This is a genomic window from Telluria sp. GW821-FHT07G12 (genome assembly GCF_059418525.1).
The window spans coordinates 1,057,460-1,079,057 of record NZ_JBWKQA010000001.1 but is presented as its reverse complement, the minus strand read 5'-3'; the positions used below and the strand labels follow the sequence as shown (position 1 = coordinate 1,079,057).

The 21,598-nt window shown below is 65.4% G+C and carries 19 protein-coding genes and 1 tRNA gene; 13 read left to right on the top strand and 7 right to left on the bottom strand.

The genetic code is table 11. The features are described 5' to 3' along the window. Positions 1 to 63 precede the first annotated feature (63 nt). Positions 64 to 357, top strand: coding sequence for a GIY-YIG nuclease family protein (locus AC07PE_RS05110; protein ID WP_498762196.1), 294 nt, complete (start codon positions 64 to 66; stop codon positions 355 to 357). A 102-nt stretch (positions 358 to 459) separates the two neighbouring features. Here the strand turns inward: AC07PE_RS05110 and purD are convergent, their stop codons facing one another. The 3 genes from purD to AC07PE_RS05095 form a co-directional block, all read right to left on the bottom strand. Beyond that, entirely contained in the window at positions 460 to 1,728 is a 1,269-nt protein-coding gene (gene purD / locus AC07PE_RS05105) for a phosphoribosylamine--glycine ligase (protein WP_498762194.1), read from the bottom strand. Positions 1,729 to 1,745: 17 nt separating this feature from the next. Continuing rightward, complete coding sequence (locus tag AC07PE_RS05100; protein ID WP_498762192.1) at positions 1,746 to 2,471, bottom strand: YebC/PmpR family DNA-binding transcriptional regulator; 726 nt, start codon at positions 2,469 to 2,471, stop codon at positions 1,746 to 1,748. A 73-nt stretch (positions 2,472 to 2,544) separates the two neighbouring features. After that, the gene (locus AC07PE_RS05095) at positions 2,545 to 3,315 is read right to left on the bottom strand and encodes a DUF2182 domain-containing protein (protein ID WP_498762190.1); all 771 of its coding nucleotides are present in this window, start codon (positions 3,313 to 3,315) and stop codon (positions 2,545 to 2,547) included. Positions 3,316 to 3,459: 144 nt separating this feature from the next. Between AC07PE_RS05095 and AC07PE_RS05090 the strand changes: the two genes are divergently transcribed. The 5 genes from AC07PE_RS05090 to AC07PE_RS05070 all read left to right on the top strand — a co-directional run bounded on the left by AC07PE_RS05090 (position 3,460) and on the right by AC07PE_RS05070 (position 6,559). Then, complete coding sequence (locus tag AC07PE_RS05090; RefSeq protein WP_498762188.1) at positions 3,460 to 4,383, top strand: DMT family transporter; 924 nt, start codon at positions 3,460 to 3,462, stop codon at positions 4,381 to 4,383. Between the two features lie 9 nt (positions 4,384 to 4,392). Further along, a complete protein-coding gene (locus AC07PE_RS05085; RefSeq protein WP_498762187.1) occupies positions 4,393 to 4,770 on the top strand; it encodes a methylglyoxal synthase in 378 nt (125 codons plus the stop codon). 16 nt (positions 4,771 to 4,786) lie between these two features. Beyond that, positions 4,787 to 5,761 carry a quinone oxidoreductase family protein gene (locus tag AC07PE_RS05080; RefSeq protein WP_498762185.1) on the top strand — a complete coding sequence of 325 codons (975 nt, stop codon included), beginning with the start codon at positions 4,787 to 4,789 and terminating at the stop codon, positions 5,759 to 5,761. Then, positions 5,758 to 5,913 (top strand): hypothetical protein, encoded by a 156-nt coding sequence (locus AC07PE_RS05075; protein WP_498762183.1) that lies wholly within the window; start codon positions 5,758 to 5,760, stop codon positions 5,911 to 5,913. The genes AC07PE_RS05080 and AC07PE_RS05075 overlap by 4 nt, the downstream gene beginning before the upstream one ends. Before the next feature lie 163 nt (positions 5,914 to 6,076). Then, entirely contained in the window at positions 6,077 to 6,559 is a 483-nt protein-coding gene (locus AC07PE_RS05070) for a PEP-CTERM sorting domain-containing protein (RefSeq protein WP_498762181.1), read from the top strand. Positions 6,560 to 6,627: 68 nt separating this feature from the next. Here the strand turns inward: AC07PE_RS05070 and AC07PE_RS05065 are convergent, their stop codons facing one another. After that, a complete protein-coding gene (locus AC07PE_RS05065; RefSeq protein ID WP_498762179.1) occupies positions 6,628 to 7,269 on the bottom strand; it encodes a DUF4136 domain-containing protein in 642 nt (213 codons plus the stop codon). A 210-nt stretch (positions 7,270 to 7,479) separates the two neighbouring features. Here AC07PE_RS05065 and pepN point away from each other — a divergent pair, with 210 nt between their 5' ends. From pepN to AC07PE_RS05040, 5 genes are all read left to right on the top strand, one after another. Then, complete coding sequence (gene pepN / locus AC07PE_RS05060; RefSeq protein WP_498762177.1) at positions 7,480 to 10,134, top strand: aminopeptidase N; 2,655 nt, start codon at positions 7,480 to 7,482, stop codon at positions 10,132 to 10,134. Between the two features lie 20 nt (positions 10,135 to 10,154). Next, positions 10,155 to 11,156, top strand: a complete 1,002-nt coding sequence (locus tag AC07PE_RS05055) for a class 1 fructose-bisphosphatase (RefSeq protein WP_498762175.1) — start codon at positions 10,155 to 10,157, stop codon at positions 11,154 to 11,156. Between the two features lie 75 nt (positions 11,157 to 11,231). Further along, positions 11,232 to 11,307: transfer RNA gene (locus AC07PE_RS05050), tRNA-Thr, on the top strand. Positions 11,308 to 11,611: 304 nt separating this feature from the next. Beyond that, entirely contained in the window at positions 11,612 to 12,325 is a 714-nt protein-coding gene (locus AC07PE_RS05045; RefSeq protein WP_498762172.1) for an ElaB/YgaM/YqjD family protein, read from the top strand. A gap of 254 nt (positions 12,326 to 12,579) precedes the next feature. After that, positions 12,580 to 14,247 (top strand): methyl-accepting chemotaxis protein, encoded by a 1,668-nt coding sequence (locus tag AC07PE_RS05040; RefSeq protein ID WP_498762170.1) that lies wholly within the window; start codon positions 12,580 to 12,582, stop codon positions 14,245 to 14,247. Between the two features lie 396 nt (positions 14,248 to 14,643). On the opposite strand, the gene AC07PE_RS05035 is transcribed toward AC07PE_RS05040, so the two are convergent. Continuing rightward, entirely contained in the window at positions 14,644 to 15,003 is a 360-nt protein-coding gene (locus AC07PE_RS05035; protein WP_498762168.1) for a hypothetical protein, read from the bottom strand. A 358-nt stretch (positions 15,004 to 15,361) separates the two neighbouring features. Between AC07PE_RS05035 and AC07PE_RS05030 the strand changes: the two genes are divergently transcribed. Beyond that, positions 15,362 to 15,508, top strand: coding sequence for a hypothetical protein (locus AC07PE_RS05030; RefSeq protein ID WP_498762166.1), 147 nt, complete (start codon positions 15,362 to 15,364; stop codon positions 15,506 to 15,508). Between the two features lie 105 nt (positions 15,509 to 15,613). Here the strand turns inward: AC07PE_RS05030 and AC07PE_RS05025 are convergent, their stop codons facing one another. Together AC07PE_RS05025 and AC07PE_RS05020 are read right to left on the bottom strand one after the other, a co-directional pair. Then, positions 15,614 to 18,730: an efflux RND transporter permease subunit gene (locus AC07PE_RS05025; protein ID WP_498762164.1), complete on the bottom strand. Its 3,117-nt coding sequence runs from the start codon at positions 18,728 to 18,730 to the stop codon at positions 15,614 to 15,616. A gap of 10 nt (positions 18,731 to 18,740) precedes the next feature. Continuing rightward, positions 18,741 to 19,877, bottom strand: a complete 1,137-nt coding sequence (locus AC07PE_RS05020) for an efflux RND transporter periplasmic adaptor subunit (RefSeq protein ID WP_498762163.1) — start codon at positions 19,875 to 19,877, stop codon at positions 18,741 to 18,743. Between the two features lie 143 nt (positions 19,878 to 20,020). On the opposite strand from AC07PE_RS05020, the gene AC07PE_RS05015 reads away from it, so the two are divergent. Next, complete coding sequence (locus tag AC07PE_RS05015) at positions 20,021 to 21,589, top strand: DUF1800 domain-containing protein (protein ID WP_498762161.1); 1,569 nt, start codon at positions 20,021 to 20,023, stop codon at positions 21,587 to 21,589. The last annotated feature ends 9 nt before the right edge of the window (positions 21,590 to 21,598 follow it).

Here is a 21,598-nt window from a genome sequence, read left to right as displayed (position 1 = left end):
CACCCGCGGCGCATCATTGACAACCATCATCGTAAAAGCGATTGAAAATGCGACGATGCAGCGATGGACAAATCAAGCTACGTCTACATCCTGGCAAGCGCGCCTTATGGCGCTCTCTATACTGGGGTGACCTCAAATCTCATCAAACGCGTATGGGAACATCGCGCGGGCATCGTCGAGGGATTTTCTAAGCAGTATGGAGTGAAGCAGCTCGTCTGGTTCGAAGTTCATTCTGAGATTCTGGAAGGAATCAAGCGGGAGAAGCAGGTCAAGAAGTGGAATCGGGATTGGAAGGTCAAGCTTATCCAGCGGATGAATCCTGATTCGCGTGACTTGTTTGATGAGATTGCGACTTAATTTACAAACTTGGGTCCCCGCCTTCGCGGGGACGACGGGTAACAAAAAACGGGGCGCCGCCTTCCAGCAACGCCCCGCATTTATTGAAGCAAGCAGTAAAACTTACTGCTTCACCCCACGCCACCCAATATCGCGGCGGTACTGGGCGCCGTTGAAGTGGATCTTCTCGACGGTCTCGTAAGCCTGCTTCTGCGCCATCTTCACGCTGTCGCCCAGGCCCACCACGCACAGCACGCGGCCGCCCGAGGTTTGCAGGGTGCCGCCGACGATGCGGGTGCCGGCGTGGAAGGTGACGCATTCCGGCGTCTCGGCCGGGATGCCGTCGATGACGTCGCCCTTGACCGGGTCGTCCGGATAGCCGCCGGCCGCCATCACCACGCCCACCGCGGTGCGGCGGTCCCATTCGAGTTCGACGGTGTCGAGCGTGCCGTTGCAGGCGTGTTCCAGCACCGTCACGAAGTCGCTCTTCAGGCGCGCCATGATCGGCTGGGTTTCCGGGTCGCCCATGCGGCAGTTGAATTCCAGCGTCTTCGGGGTGCCATTGGCATCGATCATCAGGCCGGCGTACAGGAAGCCGGTGTAGGGGATGCCGTCCTTGGCCATGCCCTGGATGGTCGGGTTGATGATCTCGCGCATCACGCGCGCGTGCATCGACGGCGTCACGATCGGCGCCGGCGAGTAGGCGCCCATGCCGCCCGTGTTCGGGCCCTGGTCGCCGTCCTTCAGGCGCTTGTGGTCCTGCGAGGTGGCCAGCGCCAGCACGTTCTTGCCGTCGCACATGACGATGAAGCTGGCTTCCTCGCCGGCCAGGAATTCCTCGATCACGATGCGCGCGCCGGCGTCGCCGAAGCGGTTATCCGACAGCATGTGGTCGACCGCCTGGTGCGCTTCTTCCAGCGTCATCGCGACGACGACACCCTTGCCGGCCGCCAGGCCGTCGGCCTTGATGACGATCGGTGCGCCGTTGGCGTCGATGTAGGCGTGGGCCTGGGCGGCGTCGGAGAAGGTCTGGTACTTCGCGGTCGGGATGCCGTGGCGCTCCATGAAGGCCTTGGCGAAGTCCTTCGAGCTTTCCAGCTGGGCTGCCTCGCGGGTCGGGCCGAACACCTTCAGGCCGCGCGCGCGGAAGATGTTGACGATGCCGGCCGCCAGCGGCGCTTCCGGACCCACCAGGGTCAGGGCGATGTGCTCGGCCACCACGAAGTCGGCCAGTGCGGCCGGGTCCGTGATGTCGATGTTGATCAGGCGCGGATCGCGTGCCGTACCGCCGTTGCCGGGGGCGACATAGACCATCTGGACGCGGTCGGATTGGGCCAGTTTCCAGGCCAGTGCGTGTTCACGGCCACCAGAGCCGACTACCAGGATTTTCATGCTCAGTTTCGTCCCAATTACTCTTCGATGACGGCGTTGGTGTAGATTTCCTGCACGTCGTCCAGGTTCTCCAGGACGTCGAGCAGTTTCTGCATCTTCTGCGCATCTTCGCCGGTGAAGACGGTTTCGACGTCCGGCTTCATGATCACTTCGGCGGAATCGGCCTTGAAGCCGGCCTTTTCCAGCGCATCCTTGACGCCCGCAAAGGCGTTCGGGTCGCACAGCACTTCGAAGCCGCCTTCGTCGTCGGCGATGACGTCGTCGGCGCCGGCTTCCAGCGCGGCTTCCATCAGCTTGTCTTCGTCGACGCCCGGCGCGAACAGGAACTGGCCGACGTGCTTGAACATGAAGGAGACCGAACCCTCGGTGCCCATGTTGCCGCCGTATTTGCTGAAGGCGTGGCGGACTTCGGCCACGGTGCGTACGCGGTTGTCGGTCATGCAGTCGACGATGATCGCCGCGCCGCCGATGCCGTAGCCTTCGTAGCGGATTTCTTCGTAGTTGACGCCTTCCAGGCCGCCCGAGCCGCGCTGCACGGCACGAGTGACGTTATCCTTCGGCATATTCGCGTCGGCCGCCTTGTCGATGGCCAGGCGCAGGCGCGGGTTGGTTGCCGCGTCGCCGCCGCCCATGCGGGCAGCGACCGTGATTTCCTTGATCAGTCGAGTCCAGATCTTGCCGCGTTTTGCGTCGGTGGCGGCCTTCTTATGCTTGATATTGGCCCATTTGCTGTGTCCAGCCATGATGTCGAGATTCCCTTAGACGGTATGGATTTAATCCTCGGCATTTTAGCATAGCCCCCTTGCTCAAAAACTGTCAGGGAAACAACAGGGCAGTGCCCCAGGCGACCAGTCCGAGCCCGGTTGCGCAGGCCAGCAGGGGGCCGCCGGGCAGCAGTTTTTCGGCCAGGATCAGGGCGATCAGGCCGCAGATCACGGGCAGATTCAGCACCCCGGCCGGCAGCACCAGCGCCAGCAGCAGCCAGCAGCAGCCCATGCAGTAGCGGGCATCGGTGACGCCCATCCGGAACGCGCCCCAGGCCCCGCGCCGCCAGTGGGTCAGGACGAAGGCCAGCGGCGTGCGGCAGTTGTCCAGGCAGACGTGCTTGGCCGGCGTCCACTGGTAGACTCCGGCCGCCGCCAGCGCCAGCGCGCCTGCGGTGGGGTGGGCGATCGCCATGCTCTCGTCCAGCGCGCCGGCGTCGTGCAGGATCCAGCCCGCCAGCGTGGCCGCCAGCGCGCCGCAGCACCAGACGAACAGGTAGCCGAGCACGAACATCAGGATGCCCGGGTAGATCCAGCGTTCGCGCCACAGGCGCTTGACGCGCGCATACAGCAGCACCGAGGGCGCCGCCGCCGGCAGCATCATGGCCGCGATCACGACCACCCAGAGCGCGAACAGCAGCACCAGGTCGGCCGCGTGATAAGGCGCGGCGATCTTCTTTCCGGCCGCGCCGAGGCCGATCGGCGCCATGCGGCCGACGCGATACAGCAAGTAAGCCCAGCACAGGGCCGCGAGCAGTCCCAGCAGGGTGAGCACGACGGTGCGTTCGGAACCGCTGCGCCCGATGCCGCCAGCGCTGCTCATGTGGATGCGCTCCTGCCTGCGATCCTGAGGTGGCTCATGTGAATCCTCGGCTTCAAGTGGGTCAGCGGCGGTTGGACCGTCGCGCCCGGCCGGCGTTCGCAGCCGTCCTCTGCCGGAATTCCTGAATCGCACTACAATCGTCCGATGAGCAAAACAGCAATCGACACTTCCGTTGCGCAGGTCCCACGTTCGACCCTGATCGCCGGCCTCGCCATCGCCATCGCCGGCGCCGTCTTGTTTTCCACGAAGGCCGTAGTCGCCAAACTGCTGTACCGTTACCACATCGATGCGGTTACCTTGATCGCCTTCAGAATGCTGTTCTCACTTCCGGTGTTTGCCGCTGTGGCGATCTGGAAGATGCGCACCCAGCCGCCGCTATCCAGTTCGGACCGCTGGCGCCTGCTGGGCCTGGGCCTGGTCGGCTACTACCTGTCCAGCTATCTCGATTTCCTGGGCCTGCAGTACATTTCGGTCGGACTGGAGCGGCTGATCCTGTTCCTGACCCCGACCTTCGTGCTCCTGATTACCGCGGTGTTCCTGAAGCGCCGCATCGGCGCCGCCCAATGGCTGGCGCTGGGCCTGTCCTACTGCGGCATCGTGCTGGTGTTCGTGCACGACCTCGGCGCGGGCGCCGGCAGCATCGTGACCGGCTCGCTGCTCGTGCTCGGCTCGGCGGTGGCCTACGCGGCCTACCTGCTCGGCACCGGCGAGATGGTCCGGCGCATCGGCTCGCTGCGCCTGGTCGCGTACGCGATGTGCGTCTCGAGCGTGGCCTGCATCGCACAGTTCTTCATACTCCGTCCGGCCAGCCTGCTGATCCAGCCGCTGCAGGTCTACGGCCTCTCGCTCGTGAACGGGATATTCTGTACCATCTTCCCGGTCTTCATGACCATGAACGCGGTGCAGCGCATCGGCGCCCCGACCGCCTCGCAGGCCGGCATGATCGGCCCGGTGTCCACCCTGTTCCTGGGCTGGGCGCTGCTGGGCGAGCCGATCACGGCCGTGCAGCTGGCCGGGACCGGCCTGGTGCTGGCGGGGATCTATCTGCTGTCGCTTAAAAAAACCTGAAGGGATTCTATGAAACCACGCATTGCCCTGATCGCGCACGACAAGAAAAAAGACGACATGATCGCGCTCGCCGGCGAATACCGCGAGTTCCTGGCCGGCTGCAAGCTGACCGCCACCGGCACCACTGGCGGACGCCTCATCAATGAACTCGGCCTCGACGTCGAGCGCATGCATTCCGGTCCGCTGGGCGGCGACCTGCAGATCGGCGCCCACCTCGTCAACGGCGAGATCGACTGCGTGATTTTCCTGCGCGACCCGATGACGCCGCAGCCGCACGAACCCGACATCAACGCCCTGGTGCGCGCCTGCGACGTGCACAACATCCCCTGCGCGACCAACGTCTCGAGCGCGCGCCTGGTCCTGACCCGATTGAGCGAACTGTCCTGAACGAGGAGAAGAGAAGATGGCGAAAGCGATCCGTTATGCGCGCACCGGCGGTCCCGAGGTGCTCGAGTATGTCGACGTCGAGGTGGGCGAGCCCGGGCCTGGCGAAGCGCGCGTGCGCAACCATGCGATCGGCCTGAACTTCATCGACGTCTACTTCCGCAACGGCCTGTATCCGGCCACGCTGCCGAGCGGCCTGGGCAATGAAGGGGCAGGGGTGGTCGAGGCGGTGGGCGAGGGCGTGAGCCACGTCAAGCCGGGCGACCGCGTGGCCTATGCGGCGCGTCCGAACGGCGCCTACAGCGAGCTGCGCACCATGCCGGCCGATATCCTGGTCAAGCTGCCCGACGGGATCGACTTCGAGACCGGCGCCGCGATGATGCTGCAGGGCCTGACGGTGCAGTACCTGTTCCGCCAGACCTATCCGCTGAAGGCCGGCGACACCATCCTGTTCCACGCGGCGGCCGGCGGCGTCGGCCTGATCGCCTGCCAGTGCGCGCGCGCGATGGGCGTGAACCTGATCGGTACGGTGGGGGCAAACGAGAAAGCGGAGCTGGCGAGAAGCCACGGCGCCGCCCACGTCATCAACTACAACACCGAGGATGTGGTGCAGCGCGTGCTCGAGATCACGAATGGCGCCAAGGTGCCGGTGGTTTACGATTCGGTAGGCAAGGACACCTTCATCCGTTCGCTCGACTGCCTGGCGCCGCGCGGCCTGATGGTCAGCTTCGGCAACTCGTCCGGCGCGGTGCCGCCGTTCGCGCTGAGTGAGCTGGCCTCGCGCGGTTCGCTCTACATCACGCGCCCGACGCTGCAGACCTATGCGGCGAAGCGCGAAGACCTGGAAGCGATGGCCGCCGACCTGTTCCAGATGGTCGCCAGCGGCCAGGTCAAGATCGAGATCCACCAGCGCTTCCCGCTGGCGGATGCGGCGCAAGCCCACATCGCGCTGGAATCGCGGCGCACCACCGGTAAAACCATCCTGCTGCCATGACCGCCATGAGAGAGTTCAGCGACGATAACGATCCACCCATCGAACCGCAGCAGGGCGACAGCCCACGCTTCGGGCGCCTGCTGGCGGTGCTGGCGCTGGCCATCCTGCTGATCGTGGCGATTACCGTGCTGTCGGAAACCTATCTTGCCTAGCCTGCGCCGGTGCGGCGTGCCGCACCGGACTGTCGAAATTTCTTACAGTTCTGTTTGGATTGTGGCTCCCTATCGATGTAAATAATTGAATTTATTCACTTATTTCCTTGTGGCACATATTGTGCTTGCCCTGCCGGGTTGACTATAACCAGGGGAGAGCCATATGAGACTGACGAAAAAACTGCTAGCTGCCGCCGTGCTGGCTGGCTCCGCTGCGTCGGCTTTTGCAGCCCCGATCTACGTGGGTGCGTGGAATCTGTTCAGCGGCGAGGATTGGCAGGCCAAACCGCCCACCTATACCGCCCAGGAAGCCGCCGCAGCGCTGTTCGGCGGCCTCGCGAGCGACTACCTGATCTCGACTTTGGGCGACGATGCCGGCACGATCAACCGGATGGCATGGTATGACCGACTGGGCGTCGGCACGGGAATGTTCGCACAGGACTACCGCGTGGATGGCGGCGAGCTCGGCAAGTACGACGCCACGGGCGACAGCTCGGCAATGGTCATGGATAACGCCTACGGCCGGAACTTGGTTAACTACGCCTTCCGGATCGACAGCACCGACGTGCCCGAACCGCTCAGCCTCGGCCTGATGGGTCTGGGCCTGGCCGGCCTGGCCGCCGCGCGCCGCCGCAAGGCCGGCTGACGCCTTCGCGGCCAACAAAAAAGCCGGGGCGGCATTCCGACCCCGGCTTTGTCGTTTGCGGCTTCGGCTCAACCGTTCCGCGGCTCCTGCTTCAACTCGATCACCCGCGCGCCGCCGTTCGGCCCGGGGAAACCTTCGAACGCGCTCTGCACCAGCGCCGGCATCACCGCCGGCGTCGACATGGTCTTGCTCACATTGCGCACCGTGACGTCGAACAGGCGTTTGTTGTCGGCCACCGAGGTGATCGCGACCTGCACCTGGCGGTGGTAGCGGTGCTCTTCCTCGACCTCGTAGCGCGGCACCGGGCCCCAGAAGGGGTCGTAGAAGGGACTGTACAGGCCGCGGCCCCAGTAGCCACGGCGCAAGCCGCCGTAGCCGAAGCGCGCCGAATACGGGTAGAAGGGCGCATACGACGGGTAGATCACCTGGGTCGGCACGTCGACCGTGACGAAGCGCACCGCCACCTTCATGGCCGGCGCTTGCGGCGCCTCATGGAAGCCGAGGCGCGTCAGCTGGCCGCGCACCAGGTTCTGGTAGTTTTGCAGCTCCAGGGTGTTGTCCTGCGGGGCCGGCGCCTCGAAGGCATAGCTCTTGTCGGCGATCTGCGCCGGCCATTGGTGAAAGGTGGTGACGTCACTGCGGATCGTGGTCGCGCAGCCGCCCAGCAGCAGGCTCAGCGATGCCACCGCCGTGATCATTGTGCGTTTCATGACTTGCTCCATCTGGCTGTCTTTTCGTCAATCGGAATTTCTCAGGGGTACAGCTTACCGCCCCTGTTCAATTTACGGAAACACATTTACGAGTGCTTACGGCAGCTACAGTGCGATACATGGACATCGTTCCGAAAACAGGGAATCGAAGCATGCCGCCGCTATTGGTAAAATAAGCATTCATTCCACCATCGTTCGCGGACCCCAACCATGCGCACCGATACGCCCCAGACTATCTACCGTAAGGACTACACGGCTCCCACCTACCTGGTCGACACCGTGGAACTCGGCTTCGACCTCGATCCCGCCCGCACCATCGTCGCCAACCGCATGACGATGCAGCGCAATCCGGACAGCATCCGGCGCGACATCGAACTGTACGGCGAAGATATCGAGCTGGTGGCGATCCGCCTGAACGGCAGGACCCTGGACGAGGGCGCCTACGCGATCGAAGGCAGCATCCTGCGCATCCCGGACGCGCCGGACAGCGTGACGCTGGAGATCGAGACCATCTGCGTTCCCGAGAACAATACGACCCTCAGCGGCCTCTACGTCTCGAACGGCAATTTCTACACCCAATGCGAAGCCGAGGGCTTCCGCCGCATCACCTTCTTCCCCGACCGTCCGGACGTGATGGCCAAGTACATGGTGATGCTGCGCGCCGACAAGCAAAAATTCCCGGTCCTGCTCTCGAACGGCAACCTGGTCGAGGAGGGTGAGCTGCCCGACGGCCGCCACTACGCCAAGTGGGAAGACCCGTTCAAGAAGCCGTCCTACCTGTTCGCGCTGGTGGCCGCGCGCCTGGTGTGCCAGGAGGAAGAATTCAAGCTCCAGGACGGCCGCACGGCATTACTCCAGGTGTGGGTGGAAGAGGGCAACCTCGACAAGACCGATTACGCGATGCAGTCGCTCAAGCGCAGTATCCGCTGGGATGAAGAGCGCTGGGACCTCGAGCTCGACCTCGACCGCTTCATGATCGTCGCCGTCGGCGACTTCAACATGGGCGCGATGGAGAACAAGGGCCTGAACATCTTCAACACCAAGTTCGTGCTGGCCAATCCGCGCGTCGCCACCGACATCGACTTCCAGGGCATCGAAGCCGTGGTCGGCCACGAATACTTCCACAACTGGACCGGCAACCGCGTGACCTGCCGCGACTGGTTCCAGCTGTCGCTGAAGGAAGGCCTGACCGTGTTCCGCGACCAGGAATTCTCGGCCGACATGATCGATACGGACACCGGCCGCGCCGTGACCCGCATCGACCAGGTGCGCACCCTGCGCCAGGCCCAGTTCCCGGAAGACGCCGGCCCGATGGCCCACCCGGTGCGCCCCGACTCCTTCGTCGAGATCAATAACTTCTACACCGTCACCGTGTACGAGAAGGGCGCCGAAGTGGTCCGCATGTACCAGACCCTGCTGGGCCGCGAAGGCTTCCGCAAGGGCATGGACCTGTACTTCGCCCGCCACGACGGCCAAGCCGTCACCTGCGACGATTTCCGCATGGCGATGGCCGACGCCAACGGTCGCGACCTGACCCAGTTCGAGCGCTGGTACAGCCAGGCCGGCACCCCCATCGTGCAGGCCGAGACCCGCTACGACGAAGCCGCCCGCACCTACGAGCTGCGCCTGATCCAGTCCTGCCCGGCGACTCCGGGCCAGGCCGAGAAGCTGCCCTTTCATATTCCGGTGGCCGTCGGCCTGCTGGGCAAGGACGGGCGCGACCTGCCGCTGACCATTGACGGCCAGCAGAAGGGCACCACCGCCGTGCTGGAACTGACGGAAGCGGATCAGACCTTCGTCTTCACCGAGGTACCGGAGCAGCCCACGCCCTCGATCCTGCGCGACTTCTCGGCCCCGGTGGTCCTGAAGCACGGCTACAGCGACGCCGAGCTGGTCCACCTGTTCAGCCACGACAGCGACCCGGTCAACCGCTGGGAAGCCGGCCAGCGCCTGGCGATGGGCCGCCTGCTGAAACTGACCGGCATGGCCGGCGCCAACGGCGGTCCGGATGGCCTGGACCTGGACGACGTCTTCATCGAAGCGATGCGCAAGATGCTGGCCGACGAGAGCCTCGACCCGGCCTTCCGCGAACAGGCCCTGCTGCTGCCGTCGGAGACCATGATCGCCGACCAGCTGGACGTGGTGAACCCGCTGGCCATCCACACCGCGCGCCAGTTCGTGCGCGCCGACATCGGCGCCCGCCTGCGCGAGGAGCTGCTGGCCCAGTACCAGGCCAACCAGACGCCGGGCGAGTACAGCCCGGACGCCGCCTCGATCGGCAAGCGCGCGCTGAAGAACCTGGCCCTGTCCTACCTGTGCGCAGCCCCTGACGCGGAGTCGCTGGCCCTGGCCGAGCGCCAGTTCGACGAAGCCGACAACATGACCGACCGCATCGCGGCGCTGGGCGCCCTGGTGCATGCCCGCGCCCCAATCGCCCCGGAGGCGCTGCAGCGCTTCTACGACGAGTTCCAGGGCGAGGCGCTGGTGGTCGACAAGTGGTTCATGATGCAGGCCACCGCCTCGACCACCGACCTTGCGGCCGTGCGCGAGCTGATGAAGCACCCGGCCTTCACGCTGCGCAATCCGAACCGCGCGCGCAGCCTGGTCGCCGCCTTCTGCACCGGCAACCCGGTGCAGTTCCACGCCCCGGACGGCAGCGGCTACGCCTTCTGGGCCGAGCAGGTGATCGCGCTGGATGCGCTGAACCCGCAGGTTGCCAGCCGCCTGTCGCGCGCCATGGACCGCTGGCGCCGTTATTCGCCGGCGCTGCAGGAGCACATGAAGAAGGCGCTGCAGCAGGTGGCCGGCCAGACGAAACTGTCGAACGACGTGCGCGAAGTGGTGTCGAAAGCACTCGCTAATTAATTACAAACCAAAGGAAGTCCATGAAACGTGTCAGCCTGACCCAATACCTCGTTGAGGAACAGCGTCTCCACAACAACATCCCGGCATCGCTGCGCCTCCTGATCGAGGTGGTGGCGCGCGCCTGCAAGACCATCAGCCACTCGGTCGGCAAGGGCGCCCTCGGCGATATCCTGGGCAGCGCCAACACCGAGAACATCCAGGGCGAAGTGCAGAAGAAGCTCGACGTGATCTCGAACGAAATCCTGCTCGAAGCGAACGAGTGGGGCGGCCACCTGGCGGCCATGGCCTCGGAAGAGATGGAATCGATCCACCCGATCCCGAACCGCTACCCGATGGGCGAATACATGCTGCTGTTCGATCCGCTGGACGGCTCCTCGAACATCGACGTCAACGTCTCGATCGGCACCATCTTCTCGGTGCTGAAGGCCCCGGAAGGCATGACCGCCCCGACCGAAGCCGACTTCATGCAGGCCGGCGCCAAGCAGGTCGCGGCCGGCTACGCCGTCTACGGCCCGCAGACCATGCTGGTGCTGACCACCGGCGCCGGCGTCAACTGCTTCACGCTGGACCGCGAGATGGGTTCCTGGGTCCTGACCCAGAAGAACCTGCAGATCCCGGAAGAGACCAAGGAATTCGCCATCAACATGTCGAACCAGCGCCACTGGTATCCGCCGGTGCAGCGCTACGTCTCCGAAATGCTGGCTGGTAAGACCGGCCCGCGCGGCAAGGACTTCAACATGCGCTGGATCGCCTCGATGGTGGCCGACGTGCACCGCATCCTGAACCGCGGCGGCATCTTCATGTACCCGGCCGACCTGCGCGATCCTTCGCAGCCGGGCAAGCTGCGCCTGATGTACGAAGCCAACCCGATGGCCTTCATCGTCGAGCAGGCCGGCGGCGCCGCCACCGACGGCCGCCAGCGCATCCTCGACATCCCGCCGACCAAGCTGCACCAGCGCGTGCCGGTGTTCCTGGGTTCGAAGAGCGAAGTGGAGCGCGTCACGAGCTACCACCAGGAGTGATTTCTTGCCGACTACGCAAAATTGCCGAGCCGGACTAGCAAGTTTGCGTAGTTGTTTGTTAGAATACGACTCCCCGCCGCTGTAGCTCAGTCGGTAGAGCAGCGCATTCGTAATGCGAAGGTCACCAGTTCGATTCCGGTCAGCGGCACCAAGGATTAGATTCAAGAAAAGGGTCACATGTTTTCGCATGTGCCCCTTTTTTGTTTTCTACAGCGCTCTTTCCCCGTCTTCCCACAGCTCTGTTAGTCAGCGCACAGTCCCCGTCGACCGAAAGTTATATTTTTTGTATTGCGACGCCGCGTAACCGGTGTCGAACCGGCATCGCGGCTTAACCCAGTTAACGCGAAATGGATCATCCCTACGCGCGGAACTCCTGAAAGTGTTCAGGGTCAATGTGTTGATGGTCGAGTATTGGTCTGTTCCGCGTTGGTCAAAATTTTACGAAGGAAGACATCATGGATAATCAAAAGTCGAGCGAAGCAAAAGGCAGCAACGCAGGTAACCAGGGCAGCTCGAGCAACTCGGGCAGCCTGAACAAGAGCACCCAGCTGAACCAGGGCAAGGATCAAACCACTTCGACCGGCTCCAGCACCGGCGGCGCCACCGCATCCAGCACCGGCGCCGTGGGCGGCACCAGCAATGCCGGTTCCTCGCCGTCGTCGTCGCAAGGCGCAGGCTCGATGGGCTCGATGAGCGCCAGCTCGTCCGGCTCCGACAAGGGCTCCAGCATGGGCGGTTCGAGCGGCAGCAGCCAGAGCGGCATGGGCGCGGGCGCCAGCACCGGCTCGGGCACCGGCGGCGACATGAAGGACATGGCTGCCAAAGCCCAGGGCATGGCCGAGCAGAAGGCCCAGGACCTGCACTCCAAAATCGACCAGGCTGCGGATGCCGCCAAGCCGATGGTCGACAAGGCCGTCAACAGCGTGCAGCCGGTCGTCGACCGCCTGGCAACGACTGCCCACGCAGGCGTGGACAAGCTGCAAGGCATGCTGAGCGGCACCGGCGCCAGCCTGGGCCAGCGCAAGGAACAGCTGACCGATGCCTACGGCCAGTACATGGACCAGGGTCGCGAGTACGTGCGTAACAATCCGGAAAAGGCCATCGCCATCGCTGCCGGCGTGGGCTTCCTGCTGGCCAAGCTTCTGGGCGGCCGCAGCCGCGACTACTGATCGATTCTTTCATCGGTAGCGACACAAAGCCGGCCTTGTGCCGGCTTTGTTTTTTGGTAGTTGCAAACGACTCACAAACTTTCTACTAGCTAATTGCATTAAAGAAAAAATTGCGATAGCCTTGGTGCACTGCGGCAATAGCCCCAGATGCGCCGTCCAATGCCCCGCCGGCCATCCCGAACAACTCCATTTGTCATCTTCCGTGAGCGTATGAGATCGCGCGCATGGCTACGCACATCCATTTTTCGGTCGATATGAATTTTCTGAATCTGAACATCGCAAACCGGCTGCGCCTGGGTTTTGGTCTGCAGCTCATTTTTATCTTGCTGCTGGCATTTGTCGGCGCCAAATCGCTGGACAAGCTCCATGACGGCACGGACGAGCTGGCCAAGCGAGCGGCTACCCGTGTCCGACTGGCCAACGTCGCGCTCGACAACGTACGCGGCAGCATGGGGCGGGTCGGCCAGCTGGTCGCCGTCACCGATCCCGCCGCCCGCGAAGCCGCCAGCTCTCGCCTGGCCGCGAACATGGCCGCGGCCGACAAGGCGCTGCAGGAACTCCAGCCGCTGCTGGTGACGCCTACCGGCAAAGGCCTGCTGGCGGATTCGGTGCCCCTGCGCAGCGACTACATGGCGCTGGTCGGCCAGGTGCAGGCGCTGGTGAAGGAAGACAAACTCGACGAGGCGCGCGCCCTTGCGTTCGGCAAGACCTACGACGCCCTGCATGCGCTTGCCGCGAACCTGCGCAAGCAGACGGAATTCCAGGGCGGGCGCTTCGATGAACTGGCCGCGGAAGCCGCAAGCACTTATAGCACCGCGCTGCGCGTCATCGGCATCGTGGCCGGCATTGCCATGCTGCTGGCGATCGTCGCCGCGGTGCTGATCACCCGCTCGGTGGTGCGGCCGCTGAACCGCGCGGTCGAGGTGGCGCGCACGGTGGCCTCGGGCGACCTCACCAGCCACATTGAAGTGCAGGGCGGCGACGAAGCCGCCCAGATGATGCAGGCGCTGAAGGAGATGAACGCGGCGCTGGCGAAGCTGGTGCATGACGTGCGCACGGGCAGCGACGAGATCGCCACTGCCGCCAACGAGATCGCGAGCGGCAACCTGGAATTGTCTTCGCGTACCGAGCAGCAGGCCGGTTCGCTCGAAGAGACCGCGTCGTCGATGGAAGAGATGACCTCGACCGTCCGCCAGAACGCCGAGAATGCGCTGCAGGCGAACCAGCTGGCCGCCAGCGCATCCGACGTGGCGCGCCGCGGCGGCGAGGTGGTGGCGCGCGTGGTCGAGACCATGGGCGACATCGACGTCGCATCGCGCAAGATCGTCGAGATCATCGCCGTCATCGACGGCATCGCCTTCCAGACGAATATCCTGGCCTTGAACGCCGCCGTCGAAGCCGCGCGGGCCGGCGAGCAGGGACGCGGTTTCGCGGTGGTCGCGAGCGAGGTGCGCAGCCTGGCGCAGCGCTCGGCTTCGGCGGCCAAGGAGATCAAGCAGCTGATCGACGATTCGGTCGGCAAGGTGAGCGTGGGTTCGCAGCTGGTCGGCCAGGCCGGCGCCACCATGAGCGAGGTGGTGAGCAGCGTGCAGCGCGTCACCGACATCATGGGCGAGATCAGCAGCGCCAGCCGCGAGCAGGAAGGCGGCATCACCCAGATCAACCATGCGATTACCGAGATGGATTCGGTCACCCAGCAGAATGCGGCCCTGGTAGAGGAAGCGGCCGGCGCGGCGGGCAGCCTGCAGGAGCAGGCGGAGCGCCTGGCGCAGATGGTGGCTGTGTTCAAGGTCGAGATGGCGGCCGGCGCGCCGCGCAAGGCCGCGGCCAGGGCGGCGACTGGACAGCGCTTGCCGGTGGTAGCCGCGAAGCCGAAGGCGGCGAAGCGGGGTGCCGCGGTTGCGGAGTGGGAGACCTTCTAAGTACCATTAACACGTCATTCCCGCGAAGGCGGGAATGACGGTCACTTGAGTGCGCTTTCCTCCGCACGCACCTCATGACGCGGATGCTTGCGGAAGCGACGCGCCAAGCGTCCATCCAGTGCTCGCACCTTCCACAGTTATGCTGCAGGATTCAATTTCTACTAGGTTCGGTGTGCGGGGATACGATACAGTATCCGCGCTCCTGTCCCCACACGTCGCTGCAACGTGATGTGTAATGCCTGCGGATGAGGTAGGCCCTCGTTTCGTAACGTCGTGGCTAGCCTACCGCTCATTTGACACCGTGGATTTCACCGTCAGGCCTTACATGGCACCTGACCGGTGGCAGACGAGTTTATGAAACTCTTCTGGAACGTCGACAACGAAATAACCAATCGTTCAGTGGCCCCCGCGTCCTAACACCCCGGCGGTAAAGATCAACGTATCATCCTTGATTTTTGCTTGGAAGCGATTGGACACGCCGCCGAAATAAGGCGCCTTGACGATATAGCGAAAGTCTTTTTCGTTCGGTTGGGAAACATTAATTGTTGTTGCAGCCGCACGCTTGAAATTCTCGTTTCCTAAGTATTGCGCAGCGACAGCTGCATTCTGCTGGTCAAGCAGTTCAATACGCGAGGCAACCGCGAAAGGTGGCGCGGGTTCGATCGTCGGGTAGGTTTCGCAGTTCGCTTTGGCAGGGCTGCTAAGGGCAATGGCCGCAGCGGCAACAAATATCCATAAGTTCGCAATGGACTTCATATCAGCTCCGTTATCAGTACGTTAAAAATCTCGGGCATGGACGATCGATCTTTTGCCCAACTTAGAAATGTAGATGGTCTAGCGTTGAAGCCGAGAAATAAGCATCGAAGAACATTGTGTTGCAGCAAAAGCGATAGTCGGTGCTCCTCACGGAGAAGCACAAAACCCACCAGCTGATGTCGATCTAGTGCCGCTTGGTCAGGCGTCTTCGCGGCCAAGCGCCCGCGTGCGGATTTGTTCATGGGATCGGATTCGAGGCTCACTAGGATGGCTTCGTCACCCAGCAGAACGTACCCCTGGTAGAGGAAGCAGCCGGCGCTGCGGCAGCCTGCAGGAGCAGGCGGAGCGCCTGGCGCAGATGGTGGCTGTGTTCAAGGTCGAGATGGCGGCCGCGCCGCGCAAGGCGGTGGCCAAGGCGCAGCCGGGGCAGCGCTTGCCGGCGGTAGCCGCGAAGCCGAAGGCGGCGAAGCGGGGTGCTGCGGTTGGGGAGTGGGAGACCTTCTAAACACCACCAACACGTCATTCCCGCGGAAGCGGGAATCCATGCTGAGTATCCTTATTCAGCTCACTATGGATTCCCGCCTGCGCGGGAATGACATCTATGGGCTAACTATTTCACCGCAGTTTCCTCACGCGGCACCTCATGATGCGGGTGCCTGCGCAACCTCCGCCCCATCCGTCCCATCCAGTGCTCCGCGTCGTCCACATAGGTGAACACGGCCGGCACTACCAGCAGGCTCAATAGGGTCGAGGTAATCAGACCGCCGATCACGGCCACCGCCATCGGCGAGCGGAAGCTCGGATCGCCGGACAGGCCCAGGGCCAGCGGCAGCATGCCGGCGCCCATTGCGATGGTGGTCATGACGATCGGGCGCGAGCGCTTGTGGCAGGCGTCGACCAATGCATCGAAGCGGTTCATGCCGGCCTTGCGCGCCAGGATCGCGTAGTCGACCAGCAGAATCGAGTTCTTGGTCACGATCCCCATCAGCATGATCAGGCCGATCATGGTCGGCATCGACAGCGCATCCCGTGTAATCAGCAGCGCCACGAAGGCGCCGCCGATCGACAGCGGCAGCGCCGCCAGGATGGTCACCGGCTGCAGGAAGTCGGTGAACAGCAGCACCAGCACGCCGTAGATGCACAGCACGCCGATCAGCATGGCGAGGCCGAAGCTGGCGAACAGGGCCTGCATCTCCTGGGCGTCGCCCAGTTCCGCGATCTGCACCGAGGCCGGCAGGTTCTTCAAGGCCGGCAGGGCGCGCGCCTCGGTGTTCACTTCGCCCAGCGAGCGGCCGTTCAGCTCCACTTCCAGCGTCACGTTGCGGTTGCGGTTCAGGCGGTCGATCTGTGCCGGGCCGCTTTCCATCGTGATCTCCGCCACGTTCGCCAGTAGCACCGGGCCGTTCTTGCCCGGCACCGTCAGGCGCCCGATGGCGTCGAGGTCGGCGCGCACGGCGTCCGGCAGCTTCACGCGGATCGGCACCTGGCGCTCGGACACGTTCATCTTCGCCAGCACCTGGTCGTAGTCGCCGGCGGTGGCCACGCGCACGGTCTCGCCGATGCTGGCCGCGGTCACGCCCAGGTCGGCGGCGCGCGCGAAGTCGGGGCGCACGATGATCTCCGGCCTCACCAGCGAGGCGCTGGAGCTGACGTTGCCGACGCCGTGCAGGGTGCGCAGCTGACGCTCGGCCGCGCGCGCGGCGGCGGTCAGAGCCACCGGGTCTTCGCTGCGCAGCACCAGCTGCATCTTGACGCCGGTGTCGGGCGGGCCGACCGTGAAGCGGGCGCCTGGGATGTCGTTCAGCTTGGCGCGCAGGCTCGACTCGATGGCGGCCAGCGATTCCTTGCGGTCGCCGCGGTGCGCGGTGGTGATGGTCAACACGGCGCGCCGCGCTTCGGCCGCGGCGCCGGGCGCGAAGGCGTCGCCGCTGGAGCCGCCGCCGATCGAGCTGAACACGTTTTTGACGTGCGGGACCTGCAGCGCGGCCTGGCGCACGCGCTCGGCCACCAGGCGCGTCTCCACGAGGGTCGAGCCGGGCGGCAGTTCGACGTTGATCTGGGTCTGGGCGCGGTCGGCGGCCGGCACGAAGCCGGTCGGCAGCAGCGGCACCAGCGAGATCGAGCCGGCGAAGAACAGGGCCGCCGCCAGCATGGTCAGGCCGCGGTGGCGCAGGCACCACTGCATGGTGCGCATGTAGCGCCGCATGACGGGACCGTCCTTCTCTTCGCCGTGTTTGGCGGGCTTCAGGAAGTAGGCCGCCATCATCGGCGTCAGCAGGCGCGCGACCAGCAGCGAGGCCAGGATCGCCAGCACCGCGGTCCAGCCGAACTGCTTGAAGAATTTGCCGGGAATGCCGCTCATGAAGGCCGTCGGCAGGAACACCGCCACCAGCGAGAACGTCGTCGCGATCACCGCCATGCCGATTTCGTCGGCCGCTTCCAGCGCGGCCTGCATCGGGCTCTTGCCCATCCTGAGGTGGCGCGAGATGTTTTCGATCTCGACGATCGCGTCGTCCACCAGCACGCCCACCACCAGGGCCAGCGACAGCAGGGTGACGGTGTTGAGGGTGTAGCCGAACAGGTACTGGCCGAGGAAGGCCGGGATCACCGACAGCGGCAGCGCGGCCGCGGCGACGATGGTGGCGCGCCAGTCGCGCAGGAACAGCCACACCACCAGCACGGCCAGGATCGCGCCTTCGTACAGCATCTCCATCGAGGCCTTGAAGTTTTCCGAAACCGGCTCGGCGTTGTCGATCACTTCGCGCAGCACCACGTTGCCGTGCCTGGCCTGCAGATCGCGGATGGCGGCGCGGGCGCCCGCGGCGACGTCGGTCTCGCCGGCGCCACGGGTGCGGAAGACCTCGAAGCCGACCACGGTGCGGCCATTCTGCTCGGCCAGCGCGCGCGGCTCGGCCACCGTGTCCTCGACCCTGGCGATCTCGTTCAGGCGCACGTGGCGGCCGTCCGGCAGCGGGATGTCCATGCGCGCCAGTTCCTGGGCCGTCTGCACGGTGGCCAGGGTGCGCACCGATTGTTCGGCGCCGCTGACGTCGCCGCGTCCGCCCGGTTCCTCGCGCTGCACGTTGCGCAGCTGGCGCGAGACGTCCAGCGCCGAGACGCGCAGCGCCGCCATGCGGGCCTCAATCAGTTCGACCCGCACTTCGCGGTAGACGCCGCCCACGCGCTTGACCGCGCCCACGCCCGGCACGCTGAGCAGGCGCTTGGACACCGTGTTGTCGACGAACCAGCTGAGGTCGGGCGCATCCAGCGCCGGCTTGCCGTTGGCCTGCGCTGCCTCGGCGGTGAAGGTCAGCACCACCCGGCCGGCGGTGGCCACCTTGGTCACGCTGGGGTCGCGCATCTCGGCAGGCAGGTCGGCGCGCACGCGCGAGACGGCGTCGCGCACGTCGTTGACCGCATCCGACAAGTCCTTCTCGAGGATGAATTCGACGGTGATGGTGGCCACGCCGTCGAGCACGCGCGTGTAGATGTTCTTGATGCCCTGCAGGCTGGCGACCGAATCCTCGATCTTGCGCGCGACTTCCGTTTCCAGCTGGGCCGGCGCGGCGCCGTCGAGGGTGGCGGTGACGGTCACGATGGGCAGTTCGATGTCCGGGAAGTCCTGCACCTTGTTGGCCCGGAAGGCCAGGATGCCGGCCAGCGTGAGCAGGGCGAACAGCATGATCGCCGGGATCGGATTGCGGATCGAGAGGGCCGAGAAGTTCATCGTCGCCCCTTCAGCGCTTGGCGACAGCGGTGGCCGGCGCCGCCGGCTGCACGTTGCGCACCAGATCCCCATCGTTCAGGAAGCCGGCGCCGCTGGTCACGACCAGCGCATCCGGCGGCAGGCCGGCCACGACTTCGACGCGGTCGCCCAGCCGGCGCCCGGTGCTCACCTTGACCTGGCTGACGCGGCTGTCCTGGTTCAGGCGGAACACGTACGAGAAGCCGTCGCGCACCGCGATCGCCTGCTGCGGCACCGTCAGCGCGCCGGACTCGCCCAGCGTAAATTCGCCGCCGGCGAACATGCCGGCCTTCAGCGGCGCGTTCGAGGACAGGCTCGGGGGCAGGTCGACATAGACCAAGGCGACGCGGCTTTGCGGGTCGACGGTCGGCGCCACGGTGCGCACCGTGCCCTTGACGGTGGCGCCGCTGGCGGCCTTGACCTCGGCCTTCAGGCCCGGCTTCATGCGCGGCAGCTCGGCGGCCGTGACCTCGGCGCGCCATTCCAGGCGGCCCTGCCGGATCATGCGGAACAGTTCCGTGCCCACGCCCGCGACCGCGCCCACGGTGGCGTTGCGGGCCGAGATGATGCCGCTGTCGGGCGCCACCACCTGGGTGTACTTCAGGCGCAGCTGCTGCTGCGACAGCGTGGCGCGCGCGGCGGCCACGCGCGCGGCGGCGGTGCGCTCGGCGGTAATGTACTGGGTGACCTGCTGCTCGCTCATGGCGCCCGAGCTTTTCAGCGCGCGGGCGCGCTGGGCGTCGGCCTGGGCGGCGGCCGCATTCGCCTCGGCTTCCTGCAGCGCGGCGCGGCCCTGGGCCAGGTCGGCGTTGACGACGTCGGCATCGAACACGGCCAGCACCTCGCCCTTCTTGACGATGTCGCCGACGTTGACGCGCACTTCGCGTAATCGCAGGCCATTCGATTCGCTGCCGATCACGGCTTCCTGCCAGGCGGCCACGTTGCCGTTGGCGCTCAGGCGCAGCGGCAGGCGCGCGGTGGACGGGCGCGCCGTGGTGACCGTCAGGGCGGGGCGCGGTGCGGCGGCCTTCTTGTCGTCGGCAGCGCGGCTGGTGGCGAAGGCGCCGGCCAGGGCTGCGAGCACGGCGATCGGGATCAGGAGCTGGGGGCGGAGGCGGATAGTCATCATGCAAGTGTAGCAAAAGTGCATGCTTTGTTCGCGTCTTGTAAGTACGAAACGCCGCTTTACAAATCTTTACTCCTGAAAACAGGCGCCAGCCTCTAGACTGTGACTTATCCTTCATGTTCGATAACCCATTGGAGCATCCGTCCATGAGCAGATGTCCTTCCTTCCTCGTCGCCGCCGCCTTGCTGATCGCACCGGCGCTCCATGCGGCCCCGCTGCCGCCCGAGCAGCAGGCCGTGCACGTGCTGAACCGCCTCGCTTTCGGGCCGCGCCCCGGCGACGTGGAGCGGGTCCAGCGCATGGGCGTGCAGCGCTACATCGACGAGCAGCTGCATCCGGAAGCCATTCCCATGCCGGCCGAGCTGGATGCGCGCCTGGATGCGCTGGAGACGGTCAAGCGCAGCGCCGGCACGGCCCTCGGCGATTACCTGGAGCTGCGCAAGGAAGTGCGCAACGAAGAGGAGGGCGCGAAGCAGCGCCGCCGCATCGAGCAGGGCCGCGCCGCGCGCGAAGAGGCCGAGGCGAGACTCGTGCGCGCGGTCGAGAGCCCGCGCCAGCTCGAAGAGGTCATGGTCGACTTCTGGTACAACCATTTCAACGTCTTCGCCGGCAAGGGCATCGACCGCGCGCTGGTGGCTAGCTACGAGCGCGACGCCATCCGCCCGTACGCGCTGGGTTCCTTCCGCGCGCTGCTGGGGGCGACCGCGAAGCACCCGGCCATGCTGTTCTATCTCGATAATGCGGTGTCCTCGGCGCCGAGGCCCAATGCCAATCCCAAGGGCAGGGCGCAGGGCCTGAACGAGAACTATGCACGTGAACTGATGGAGCTGCACACGCTGGGCGTGGACGGCGGCTACAGCCAGCGCGACGTAACCGAGCTGGCGCGCATGCTGACCGGCTGGACCTACGACCAGCGCCGCCTGGTGCGCCTGGGCGAGACCTTCCGCTTCGACGCCGGCCGCCACGACAAGGGCGGCAAGACCTGGCTCGGGCACGAGATTGCGCCGAATGGCCAGGCCGAGGGCGAGTACGCGCTCGACGTGCTGGCCATGCACCCGGCCACCGCGCGCCACCTCAGCTTCCAGCTGGCCCAGTACTTCGTCAGCGATGCGCCACCGCCGGCCCTGGTCGAGCGCATGGCCCAGGCCTGGCTGGCCAGCCAGGGCGACATCCGCACCGTGCTCAAGACGATGTTCGCCAGCCCCGAGTTCATGGACGATGCCGCGGCCGGCGCCAAGTTCAAGACGCCCTATCAGTTCGTGGTGTCGGCGGCGCGTGCCAGCGCTGCGCCGCTGGCCAACGTGGGGCCGCTGCTGAATACCATGAGCCAGCTCGGCATGCCGCTGTACGGCTGCCAGACCCCGGACGGCTACAAGAACACCCAGGAAGCCTGGCTCAACCCGGACGCGCTGACGCGCCGCATCGCCTTTGCCACTGCACTGGCCCAGGGCAGGCTGCCGCTGGCAACCAGGCCGGTACTGGCGCCGCCGCCGGAGCCGATGATGCAGAACCTGGCCGGCAGCGACGCAGCGCCGGCGATGTTCCTGCCGCCGCCACCGGCCCCGCCCGCGCCGCCGGTGCCGATCGACCCGGCCCGCCTGCAGGCCGCACTGACGGGGGCGCTGTCGCCGGCCACGCTGGAGACGATCGCGCGCCATCCCGACAACCTTCGCGCTGCAATGGTATTGGGCAGCCCCGACTTCATGCAGCACTGAGGAGAGAAC

Coding starts and splice junctions, on each gene's coding strand:
- AC07PE_RS05110 (WP_498762196.1), top strand. CDS start 64: ATGGACAAATCAAGCTACGTCTACATCCTGGCAAGCGCGCCTTATGGC.
- purD (WP_498762194.1), bottom strand. CDS start 1,728: ATGAAAATCCTGGTAGTCGGCTCTGGTGGCCGTGAACACGCACTGGCC.
- AC07PE_RS05100 (WP_498762192.1), bottom strand. CDS start 2,471: ATGGCTGGACACAGCAAATGGGCCAATATCAAGCATAAGAAGGCCGCC.
- AC07PE_RS05095 (WP_498762190.1), bottom strand. CDS start 3,315: ATGAGCAGCGCTGGCGGCATCGGGCGCAGCGGTTCCGAACGCACCGTC.
- AC07PE_RS05090 (WP_498762188.1), top strand. CDS start 3,460: ATGAGCAAAACAGCAATCGACACTTCCGTTGCGCAGGTCCCACGTTCG.
- AC07PE_RS05085 (WP_498762187.1), top strand. CDS start 4,393: ATGAAACCACGCATTGCCCTGATCGCGCACGACAAGAAAAAAGACGAC.
- AC07PE_RS05080 (WP_498762185.1), top strand. CDS start 4,787: ATGGCGAAAGCGATCCGTTATGCGCGCACCGGCGGTCCCGAGGTGCTC.
- AC07PE_RS05075 (WP_498762183.1), top strand. CDS start 5,758: ATGACCGCCATGAGAGAGTTCAGCGACGATAACGATCCACCCATCGAA.
- AC07PE_RS05070 (WP_498762181.1), top strand. CDS start 6,077: ATGAGACTGACGAAAAAACTGCTAGCTGCCGCCGTGCTGGCTGGCTCC.
- AC07PE_RS05065 (WP_498762179.1), bottom strand. CDS start 7,269: ATGAAACGCACAATGATCACGGCGGTGGCATCGCTGAGCCTGCTGCTG.
- pepN (WP_498762177.1), top strand. CDS start 7,480: ATGCGCACCGATACGCCCCAGACTATCTACCGTAAGGACTACACGGCT.
- AC07PE_RS05055 (WP_498762175.1), top strand. CDS start 10,155: ATGAAACGTGTCAGCCTGACCCAATACCTCGTTGAGGAACAGCGTCTC.
- AC07PE_RS05045 (WP_498762172.1), top strand. CDS start 11,612: ATGGATAATCAAAAGTCGAGCGAAGCAAAAGGCAGCAACGCAGGTAAC.
- AC07PE_RS05040 (WP_498762170.1), top strand. CDS start 12,580: ATGAATTTTCTGAATCTGAACATCGCAAACCGGCTGCGCCTGGGTTTT.
- AC07PE_RS05035 (WP_498762168.1), bottom strand. CDS start 15,003: ATGAAGTCCATTGCGAACTTATGGATATTTGTTGCCGCTGCGGCCATT.
- AC07PE_RS05030 (WP_498762166.1), top strand. CDS start 15,362: ATGGTGGCTGTGTTCAAGGTCGAGATGGCGGCCGCGCCGCGCAAGGCG.
- AC07PE_RS05025 (WP_498762164.1), bottom strand. CDS start 18,730: ATGAACTTCTCGGCCCTCTCGATCCGCAATCCGATCCCGGCGATCATG.
- AC07PE_RS05020 (WP_498762163.1), bottom strand. CDS start 19,877: ATGATGACTATCCGCCTCCGCCCCCAGCTCCTGATCCCGATCGCCGTG.
- AC07PE_RS05015 (WP_498762161.1), top strand. CDS start 20,021: ATGAGCAGATGTCCTTCCTTCCTCGTCGCCGCCGCCTTGCTGATCGCA.